This is a genomic window from Acidiphilium sp. MT5 (assembly GCF_054767495.1).
Genome location: NZ_BAABMR010000017.1, coordinates 24,935 through 33,807 on the forward strand (window position 1 = coordinate 24,935; position 8,873 = coordinate 33,807).

General features: G+C 57.6%; 8 protein-coding genes. 5 read left to right on the top strand and 3 right to left on the bottom strand.

The features are described 5' to 3' along the window. The first annotated feature begins 13 nt into the window (after positions 1-13). From ACYUCQ_RS15225 to ACYUCQ_RS15245, 5 genes are read left to right on the top strand one after another with little or no spacing between them, the layout of a single operon-like run. Positions 14-1,078, top strand: a complete 1,065-nt coding sequence (locus tag ACYUCQ_RS15225; RefSeq protein WP_460255408.1) for a hypothetical protein — start codon at positions 14-16, stop codon at positions 1,076-1,078. Next, positions 1,075-1,536 carry a hypothetical protein gene (locus tag ACYUCQ_RS15230; protein WP_460255409.1) on the top strand — a complete coding sequence of 154 codons (462 nt, stop codon included), beginning with the start codon at positions 1,075-1,077 and terminating at the stop codon, positions 1,534-1,536. The genes ACYUCQ_RS15225 and ACYUCQ_RS15230 overlap by 4 nt, the downstream gene beginning before the upstream one ends. After that, on the top strand, positions 1,533-2,612 hold the full coding sequence (locus ACYUCQ_RS15235) for a serine/threonine-protein kinase (protein WP_460255410.1): 1,080 nt from the start codon (positions 1,533-1,535) through the stop codon (positions 2,610-2,612). The genes ACYUCQ_RS15230 and ACYUCQ_RS15235 overlap by 4 nt, the downstream gene beginning before the upstream one ends. Further along, the gene (locus ACYUCQ_RS15240; RefSeq protein ID WP_460255411.1) at positions 2,609-5,812 is read left to right on the top strand and encodes a type I restriction endonuclease subunit R; all 3,204 of its coding nucleotides are present in this window, start codon (positions 2,609-2,611) and stop codon (positions 5,810-5,812) included. Before ACYUCQ_RS15235 ends, ACYUCQ_RS15240 begins: the two co-directional genes overlap by 4 nt. Further along, positions 5,809-6,546 (top strand): M48 family metallopeptidase, encoded by a 738-nt coding sequence (locus ACYUCQ_RS15245; RefSeq protein WP_460255412.1) that lies wholly within the window; start codon positions 5,809-5,811, stop codon positions 6,544-6,546. The genes ACYUCQ_RS15240 and ACYUCQ_RS15245 overlap by 4 nt, the downstream gene beginning before the upstream one ends. An 83-nt stretch (positions 6,547-6,629) precedes the next feature. Here ACYUCQ_RS15245 and ACYUCQ_RS15250 read toward each other — a convergent pair whose 3' ends face one another. From ACYUCQ_RS15250 to trbG, 3 genes are all read right to left on the bottom strand, one after another. Continuing rightward, positions 6,630-6,941, bottom strand: a complete 312-nt coding sequence (locus ACYUCQ_RS15250; protein WP_460255413.1) for a DUF2274 domain-containing protein — start codon at positions 6,939-6,941, stop codon at positions 6,630-6,632. 11 nt (positions 6,942-6,952) lie between these two features. Then, the gene (locus ACYUCQ_RS15255) at positions 6,953-8,173 is read right to left on the bottom strand and encodes a TraB/TrbI/VirB10 family type IV secretion system protein (RefSeq protein WP_460255414.1); all 1,221 of its coding nucleotides are present in this window, start codon (positions 8,171-8,173) and stop codon (positions 6,953-6,955) included. After that, positions 8,170-8,873 (bottom strand): P-type conjugative transfer protein TrbG (gene trbG / locus ACYUCQ_RS15260; protein WP_460255415.1); only part of this gene is annotated, 704 nt, incomplete at its 5' end. The genes trbG and ACYUCQ_RS15255, both read right to left, overlap by 4 nt.

Here is an 8,873-nt window from a genome sequence, read left to right on the forward strand (position 1 = left end):
CATGTCCGTGACGATGAATGACAGCCTCGTGCTCCGCGACGATCTTGACCGGCGGACTGAATCCGCACTCCGGCCTGACCAGCACTTGCTGGTGAGAAAAGGCGACATTGCCTACAACATGATGCGCATGTGGCAGGGTGCTTGTGGGCTGGCCACTGCCGATGGCGTCGTCAGCCCCGCCTATGTTGTCTTGGCTCCAAAGCCCGGGATCGATAGCCGCTTTGCCTATCATTGGTTCAAGTCGACTCGGATGATTCACATGTTTTGGGCATATTCCCATGGCCTTACAGAAGATCGTCTTCGTCTCTACTTCGATGAATTCGCCGAAATTCCGACCGTACCGTTGTCACTCGACCAGCAGCGCCGTGTTGTTGCCGTCCTTGATGCTTGGGACCGGGCGATCCGCCAGACCGAGCGCCTGATCAATGCGAAGCGCAAATACAAAACCGGCATTGTAGGGCGCGCGCTGTTCGAAATTGGGGCGAAGCGTGGATTTATACGTGATTTGGCGGCCGTAAACCCGCGGAACGAAAAGGTAGCAGCCAACACGATCGTCTCCTTTGTCGGGATGGAAGATGTGTCAGAGGCCGGTGCTCTTACAACAACGACAGACCGCGTCCGGAGCGAATTGGGGAATGGCTACACGCAATTCATCAATGGCGACGTCTTGGTCGCGAAGATCACGCCATGCTTTGAGAACGGCAAGGGTGCGCTGGCGCACGACCTGAGCAACGGCGTGGGCTTCGGCACGACGGAGTTCCATGTCGTGCGGCCGAATGATCCGGCAGACGTTAACTATTTACACCAAGTGACTTTGACACGCAGCTTCCGCATCGCGGGCGAACGGCAGATGACAGGAAGTGCGGGTCAACGGCGTGTCCCTGCCGAGTTTATCGAAGATTTTCCGATTTTCATTATGAGTGACAATGCGCGGCGAAGTGTCGGCAACCTGCTGGCATTGATCGATAAGGAGTTGTCTGTTCTGGAGCACCAAGCGTCCACGCTTCGTACCCAGAAGCGCGGTCTGATGCAAAATCTGCTGACGGGTCAAAGACTGCTTGGGGACAATTTCCGATGAAGATTTTTGGCTTCAGGAGTGATCCGACCACGCCGCGCTATGCCGTGGTCGACGGCTCGACCACGCCTATTACGCTCATCAACGCGGACTCGGAAAGCCGCCTGCGTTTTCCTGCGGACTGTGCCACCGAGGCCGCTCAGATAACGTGGCTCTATCGGGAGTTCGAGCGGATCTTCCACACTCACCCGGATATCACCAGGGTTGTCATAAAAAAGGGTGAGTTCACGCAAGGCGACAACAACGCCAAGCGCGTTGCGTCCTATCAGGAAGCCGCACTGCTCTTGTATTGCGGGCTTCACAACAAGCCGGTGGTCACGAAGATTTATGCGTCGCTGTCCACACGGAGCGCCCAAGTCAAAGAGCACGCCATAGCGCGCGTCGGCCAGACGACCCGCTACTGGGATGGCAAGATGGCCGACGCGATCATTGCCGCATGGTGGGGAGCGACCAATCCATGAGTGGCATCGCCACCACACTCCCAATCGCCCCGGGAGCCTTGCTGCATAACAAATATGAACCGATGCAGATGATCGGCGGCGGCAATTTCGGTGAGGTGTGGTTGGCGAAAGACCATGCCGTAGATCACACATACGCCATCAAAATCCTGAAGCCAGGGGTCACCGTCGTCAATCAGTTGCGCGAGGCCCAGATCGGACACGCGTTCACCCACAACAATCTTGTCCGGGTTCATCAAGCCGATGTGCTCACCGATGGACGAGTGATCATTGCGATGGATTTTCTGCCTGATGGGCCAATCACCACTCTCGCGAATCCGGCCAATTTTCTTCCCCTGCCGCTGGCGATAAAGACAACCGTCGATACCCTTCAAGGGTTGGAGCATCTGCACGCCAGCAGCTTCTTTCACAACGATATCAAGCCGGAGAACATTCTGAGAGGTCAGGACGGACAAGCCAGGCTGGGTGATTACGGAATCGTAGGTATTTCCCATAATGGTCAACCCGTGCCCGCGCCGGCGCGCTACATCCTACACGCGGCGCCCGAGACGACCGCGGGCAATGGAATCGAAGCACGCACCGATATCCTGCAAACCGGGCTAACCCTCTTTCGCCTGCTTGCTGGTCTCAGCGCCCTTCGGGCGAAGTTCAATCTTCTTGGCCAGGCCAACTATGAAGCCGCGCTTGCGGCGGGGACGCTGTTGGCTGCCTCTGACTTTCCTCCCTATATTCCAAATGCGGTCATCCGGGTGATTAAGAAGGCGATCGATCCAGACCCCGGCAAACGGTTCCAGTCAGCTTTGGAAATGCGACGCGCCCTGGAAAAGCTCGCCTTTCCTGGACACTGGACGGTCGATCCGGGCGGTGCCTTCATCGGCTTGGACAAGCGACACCAATTTCGGTTCGAGTCGATAGCAGCGGCTGGGACAAATGCATCTCTGCAGGCATTCAAGAGAAACCTGCAATCGAACCGGGAGACACGGGTCTCCGCGTTTACAAAATCGAACATGCCAGCAGCGGAAGCGAGGAAACTCAAGGTCGCATTTATCCGAGCTGTAGTGGCTGGAAAAGTAGGATGAACACATCACCCCAGTTCCCAACATCCGAGGCCGGTGGCGCACAGCTTCAGGCACTCAACACGTTGATCAATTGCGGGTGGCGCTATGTCACCCGCGCCGAGGCCGATCAGTGGCGTGATGGACGGCGGGCGCTGCCGTTCCTTGAAACCCAGCTGCGGGCCGATCTGGCGCGGATCAATCGCATCTATCTCGACGAACGCGCCTACCCTTTCTCCGAGGCCAATATTGACGCCGCCGTCCGACGGTTGGCTGACCGCATTCCAGAGGGCGTGGTGCGTGCCAACGAGCGGATGACCGATGACCTCATGCTCGGCATCGCTCCTCCACAAACCATCGGGGCAACGTCGCGCGAATGGCCGTTCAAGTTCGTTGACTGGTCGGACTGGCGGGCCAACACATTTCAGGTCACGAGCGAATACACGGTAACCGAAGCGGGCGGGCCGACGATCCGTGTTGATCTTGTGCTATTCGTCAACGGCATCCCGCTTGGCGTGATCGAGGTGAAGGCCTCTCACGTATCGTCGGACCAGGGTGTCAGTCAGCAAATCCGGAATCAGAAAACCGGCGAGGGCGTGCCCGCGCTGTTCTATTCGGGGCAACTCTTGCTCGCCGCCAACAGTCACGATCCTCGCTACGGCACCGTCGGTACGCCTCGGAAGCTGTGGAGCGCATGGAAGGAACGCGAGGACCCCGCCGACTTCGCCGTTGATGTCGTCAACAGGCCGCTGGATAGCGTCGAGAGCAAGCGGGTGGCCATCGATTTCGCGCCTCATATGAAGCGACACAATGGATTGATGGAGGAGCACCGCTTCGTAACGCCGCTCGACGAAACCATCGTTGGCCTCTGCAGGCCAGAACGCTTTATGCGGTTGGTGCGCCGCTACATGTTGTTCGATGGCCCGCAGAAGAAGGTCGCCCGCTATCAGCAAATTGCGACCATCGAATCCCTTCTGAAGCGAACCGAAGAACGTGACGAGACCGGTAAGCGAAGGGGGGGCGTCGTCTGGCACACCCAAGGCTCCGGCAAGAGCCTGACGATGGTGATGCTGGCCAAGGCGATCGCGATGAAAGACCCGCTCGCGCGCATTTTGATCGTGACCGATAGAACTGACTTGGACGACCAAATCTCCAAGACTTTCCGCGCGACAGGCCAGGAGCCGAAACGGGCGGCGACCGGAGAGAATCTCCTTGCGCTGATCGAGGAGAAGACGCCGGTTGTCACCACGCTGATCCACAAATTCCGTGCCGGGCTAAACAAGCGGCGTGTCGTTGATCGGTCATCTGACATCTTCGTCCTGGTCGATGAAAGCCATCGCAGCCAGTACGGAAACCTCGACAGTCTTCACGCACGGATGCGGGAGGTGCTCCCCAACGCGTGCTTTATTGCCTTCACGGGCACGCCGATTGCCAAGAAGGAAAAGAGCACCTTCGCCAAATTCGGCGACCTAGTGCAGCCGTCCTATTCGATGCGCGATGCCGTCAGCGACAAAGCCGTTGTGCCTTTGCTCTATGAAGGCCGTGAGGTTGTGACTGATGTGGACGAAGGCCAGATCGACCGCTGGTTTGAGGTCCACACCCGCGGACTGTCCGACAAGCAGAGGGCGGACCTGAAGCGCAAGATGAGCCGGGCGCGCGAAATCGAGGGTATTGAGTCACGGCTCCAATCGATCGCCTTCGATGTGGGTCAGCACTTCTCGAACAACTTCAAAGGAACGGGTCTAAAGGGCCAGCTTGCGGCTCCGTCCAAGCGGGCAGCGATCCAGCTCAAGAAACTCTTTGACAGCTTCGGCATGGTGACGGCGGAGGTAATTATCTCTGCCCCTGAGATGCGGGAGAGTGAAGACGAAGTCGACGAGTCCGACGATGATGTTGTCCGCGCATTCTGGCGCAAGATGATGGCCCGCTATGGCGGGGAGGATGCGTACAACAAGACCATCGTGGAGCAGTTCAAAGGCCCAGGCGAGCCCGACATCATCATTGTCGTGGACAAGCTGCTTACTGGCTTCGATGCGCCCCGAAACACGGTTCTATACATCGCACGCCGTCTCAAGGAGCACGGGCTGCTGCAGGCCATCGCTCGCGTGAACCGGGTCTTCGATGAAGAAGGAGCGCCGGACAAGCCGTTTGGATTCATTATCGACTACACAGGGGTGCTGAAGAGCCTCGGCGCGGCCCTCGCGAGCTACGACGCACTTCAAGGCTTCAGCGAGGAGGACATCGCGCGCAGCGTCGTGGCCATCCGCGATGAGGCGAACAAGGTGCCCGGCGCCCATGCGGCACTCCTGGACGTGTTCAAGTCGGTCTCAAACACTTTCGACGCGGAGGCCTATGCGCGCCTCCTCGCTGACGAAGAGGTGCGTGTGGAATTCTATCGCCGTCTGGCGGAGTTCACTCGCACGTTTACCGTCGCTCTTGCGTCTCCGAGCTTTGTGGAAAGTACGAAGCCTGAGTTGCTCAAGCGTTGGAAGGACGATCTCGGCCGCTTCACGTCGTTGCGCGCTTCGGTAAGCCTTCGCTATGCGGAGAGGGTCGATTGGCGCGACTTTGAAAAGCGCATTCGGCAATTGCTCGATCGTCACGTCGTTGCCCGGGATGTTGTGCGTCTGGTGGAGCCGTTGAATATTTTTGACGACATCGCGATTGAAGCCCGACGGGAAGAGAAGACCGAAAGTGAAGCGTCCATTGCTGACACGATCGCGCACCAGATAACCCGGTCGATCGAGGAGAAATGGGATGAAGACCCAATCTTCTTCGAAAAATTTTCAAAGCTCATACGCGACACGATAGCTGATTTCCACAAGGGACGGATCAGCGAGATGACCTACCTCTCGAAGGTCCGCGAATTTCGCGACAAGGTGCAGCAACGTCGAGACGATACGGACCCGACACCCGCACGCCTTCGCGACGATAGCCATGCACAGGCATTCTGGGGTCTCGCGCGGCGCAATCTGGAAAAGGCTGGGGTTGGTGACCCAGAGCTGGCTGCCGATATCGCACTCAAAGTAAGCAACATCGTCCAAAGGCGCTGCAAGGTGGGTTGGCAGAATGACCGTGACGTCGAGAATATTATCCGGAATGATATTGATGATTTTTTTTTCGAGGAACTACTTGGCCGACGTGAACTTGTAATCGATCCGGCGGTTCTTGACGCGGTGGTAGATGATGTTCTCGCTTCAGCGCGTGTGAGACTGGCGCAATGACGCCAGCAGCTTCAGGCCCCAGCGATTGCGAGCAAATCGAGGTGGGATGGGGCGAGCGGCGCACCGTTGCTGCTCTGCGGAGGACCACTCGACGCGTTCTTCGAATAGAGGTTCAGCCATCAGGTTCCGTGGTAGTGTTTGCTCCGTCTGGCGAAACTCTTGATAAGATACAGGAACGCGTCAAAAGGAAGGGTGGATGGATATTCCGCGAGCTAGATCGGATTGCCACCCGCCCATCAGTGACGCCAGATCGCCATTTTGTGTCTGGTGAAACTCATTTACTGCTGGGTAAGCAGTACCGTTTGTCGATCGAACTGGCCGATGACCCTGGGGTCCAAATTGAAGGATCACGCCTTAAGGTTCTAGTGCGACAACTTGATGATCAGGCCCATTGCCGGCGCCTTATCACGGCCTTCTATGCAATCATGGCCCGGGGAATATTCAGGGAGCGTCTTGACGCGATGGCCCCGCCGTTTGTCCGACGAGGTCTCCTTAGGCCCGCGCTCGTCATTCGGCGAATGTCGAAGCGTTGGGGAAGTTACACACCGAATGGACGCTTAGTGTTAAACGTGGACTTGGTCCGTGCCAATCCGATGCTGATCGACTATGTAATTTGTCATGAGCTTTGCCACGCGTTTTACCCGGATCATGGTAAGGAATGGTCGAATTTACTCGACACGGTAATGTCTGATTGGGAAACCAGAAAGGACTGCCTGGAAACCTCTTTGCGCTGATTGATTTGGAGATCTCTCCACCGCATATCATACACAATTGTTCGCCGAGTGGCGTCATTCTTTGCGATGTCTGACCGGCAAAGCTACGAATCGGCTCTGCCGGAAGTCATGCAATCATCTGGATTTGGCGCATGTTTTGTCCTCATTTCTGCCGTTGCGGTGGGATTCACCAAAACATCCCCTCCAGCGCGTCTTTTTAGAAAAGCCCGATCGGTCGCCATGAACCGGGCAAGCATTGGCCCAATCAATTTGGCGGGTTGGATCGCAGGCAGCCCGGCTTCCCGGCCTAGAATGTCGCCATAGGCGATGAGATCCCGATGGACGTTTGCGGGAAGTTCAATGGTCAGTTTGACCGGTTTGTCATCTTCGATAGCGCTGAGCTTTAGTTTTTCCATGTTTATGCACCTCATCCCCGATAAGGCGCCAGAACGAGGTCGCGCGTCACCGTGACGCTGACGGGATAGCCGGGGCGGATGGTGAGAGTTGGTTGGATGCCGAGGGACCGCCCGACGACTTGTTCACCGACTTGGTTGATACTCTGGGACGCTCCCTGGCGCAATGCCTGCGCCAATGAAAACGCGTTGTTGGTGCTGGTGCCGACTTCGGTGCCAACACTGAGCAAGGTGGAGAGAATCGCGGCTTTGAACAGCATGCCCCAATGATTGTCGACGCGATCATGCAGACCGGCATAACCAGCGGGATCGGCGGCGGGTTGGTTGTCGAGGAGGATGGAGGCGCCGTCTGGCATAATCAGTCGCGTCCAGACGAGTTGCACGCGCGACTGGCCGAAGGCGATTTGAGAATTGTAGGCACCGATTAGGCGCGCGCCTTGCGGAATCAGGAGGATGGTGCCGGTCGGGCTATCATAGACATTTTCGGTGACTTGGGCGGTGACGAGGCCGGGCAGATCGGAGCGAATGCCGGTGAGCAAGGCGGCAGGAATGACCGATCCTGCTTGCAGGATGTCAGCGCTGGCGGGCGGCATAAGACGTTCCGCACTGACCGGAGATTCGCTCGAGTTGTGCGCTGCAAACGAAGCATTTGCGCTGTTATTCGCGCCTGTTGCTCCAGATACGCGCGCTGTGGAAAGCGATGCGGCCCCGCCAGAAAAATTCCGATTTGCCAGCGAGGTTTTCGCCTGTGCGGCATCGGTGGGCACGAATAGCCGACTTTTGCGTGCGGCTTCTCGCTCCTGCACAAGCTGCCGATTTTTTGCGCCGCTGTTTGCTGTGTTGGCGGCGGGTAATGCAACGGCGGAAATATTCGGCGCGGCCACCCCGGCATGAACAATCGGCGGCCCCAGATCACCCGGGAGCGGCGGGCCAAGACGCGGTGCGTGGTGCGGCAAATTCGCATAGGATTTTGGCAGGACCGAAAGACTATCCGGCGCGGCGGGTGTGCTGAAATTCACTTTGTCGCCCATTTCGTGACGATGATGCGGCTGGAGCGCGAAAAATAATGCGGCACCAATGCCAATAGCGGTGATGGCACTCAACGCCAGAAGCACGCGCCGCGACAGGCGGGTCACTGGTGGGCGGCTTGATCGCAGCCGCATGGCGTCCGGTGGCCGAACTGGATCGACGGTAGGAGCACCACCCTCGGCAGGATTTTTCGTGCCATCGCTCAAGGCTGAGGCACTCCATCGGTGCGCACGATGCGGACAATCTGCTGGTGTTTGGCACCAAGGCGCAATTCAGCCGCCGCGAACAAACGATCAACCACCATGTAATTTTGCTCTACGCGGTAATTGACCAGTTCTGCGCCGCCCTGCGCGCCAATCACCCATAGCGGCGGCATGTCTCCCGCAGAAATGCCTGGCGGAAATTCGATGAATACTTGTCGTCCGTCATCGAAGGCGCGGATTGGTCGCCAGGGTGGATGTGCGCCCTCGATCTGATATCGAAAATTCAGCGCGTTGATGTTTACGCCCGCGATAATTGGCGCGGCAGTTTCACTGACTTGGTTCTGACGGCGGAGCGCGAAGAGTTCGTCCTCCGGGTATGTCCAGGACACCGCCGCCATATAGGTTTTTGGGTCGGAGTGAAGTTCGAGATGATAGGTGCGGCGATCAGTGTTGATCACGAGGTTGGTATTCAGGCCTGCCTGGGTGGGCTTAACCAGAATATGAACGCGGCGTTTTGCACCAGTGCCGCTCTCGGTGTCGCCGATAATCCAACGAACGGTATCACCAGCGGCAACTGGACCTGAGCCCGTCAGGGTTTCGCCGCGCTGGAGCGCAATATCGGTAATCTCGCCCGGCGCCGCATAGACTTGGTAGAGCGCGCCCTTGGACCAGGGATAGACCTGGATGGCATTGATATAGTCGC